1 pseudogene is annotated in these 288 nt (G+C 41.3%); it reads right to left on the bottom strand.

Annotation, left to right across the window (positions count from 1 at the left end):
- Positions 1-288, bottom strand: a pseudogene (locus tag CWC02_RS20480) (chemotaxis protein CheA); the annotation flags it as partial.

The following is a 288-nucleotide window of genomic DNA, read 5'->3' on the forward strand; positions in this document are numbered from 1 at the left end:
ACCTTTACCATGTAATTCATCAAGCAACGCCTCAAACTCGTCATCGCTAATTTCATCGTCTGAGTCACTGCTTGTAGTATCTACTGCTGGTGCTTGAGGAGTTGGTTGTGCAGGTTTTACTGTTTCAGGTTTGGCTATATTTTCTTGTTTTACTTCACCAAAATTACCAACACCATGTAATTCGTCTAATAAACTGTCGAATTCATCATCGGTGATATCATCACTATCACTGCTAATAGCTTCAGGAGCAGCCGCTGCTGGCCCTTGACCTTTACCATGTAATTCATC

This window comes from Pseudoalteromonas sp. S2721 (assembly GCF_005887425.1).
Taxonomy (GTDB): domain Bacteria; phylum Pseudomonadota; class Gammaproteobacteria; order Enterobacterales; family Alteromonadaceae; genus Pseudoalteromonas; species Pseudoalteromonas simplex.